At 35.4% G+C, this 762-nt stretch carries 1 protein-coding gene; it reads right to left on the bottom strand.

Going from position 1 to position 762, the window contains the following annotated elements:
* Nucleotides 1–22: 22 nt before the first annotated feature.
* Nucleotides 23–762 (bottom strand): IS982 family transposase (locus E2K52_RS14535; RefSeq protein ID WP_151205696.1); only part of this gene is annotated, 740 nt, incomplete at its 5' end.

Genomic DNA, 762 nt, shown 5'->3' with positions numbered 1-762 from the left:
ACCTGAATCCTGTTTAAGCCAACTATTCGATTACTCGAATGGTTGGCTTATTTCTGTGGCTCAATTGATATGCGCACAATGAAGCATAAATCCCTCCTAGAAATCCACAAACACTACGTACTCTACTCGTCACTAAATTGTACTGTCCTTTCAATAGGCTGAATAAAGTCTCTATTTTATTGCGCTGTTTTAAGTGATATTCATCAGATTCTTGTAGTTGAATAAACTTCATATTCTTTCGATGATAAGTAATTAAATCAATACCTTGATCTTTCAACCTACTTTTTAAATCTTGGCTGATATAACCACGATCCGCGTAAAGCTTTGCTTCTAAGCCTTCAACCAAATGCTCAACCATTTTTATGTCAGCCACATGTCCATTGGATAATGCTGAACAAACTATTTCTCCAAGTTGATTCATCACAACATGTAATTTACAGCCGTAGAACCAGCCCATTGAGCTTTTACCGCGAGAAGCAATTTTAGATAATGATTTATGGCGTTGAATCCGTTGGTTTTTACAAACAGGTAAAGTGGTTGAGTCAACCCATAAATATTGGCTCCGTTGACCTTTCATTAAGGCTACATGTAAAGCATGTAGTGCTAATTGATGCATATTAATCAGGTGAATCATGCGTTGATAACAAGGTAAGTTTTTAAATAAATGACTTTTATCCTGTTTCAGCCATGAAAAAAATGCTTTGAAATTATTGAAGTGAGAACACTTATACCAAATGGCGATAAAGATGATTTCAGAGATAC

Origin of the sequence: Acinetobacter sp. RF14B (assembly GCF_006864105.1) — a bacterium.
Lineage (GTDB): Bacteria > Pseudomonadota > Gammaproteobacteria > Pseudomonadales > Moraxellaceae > Acinetobacter > Acinetobacter lwoffii_C.
This window is presented reverse-complemented; position numbering and strand designations above follow the sequence as displayed.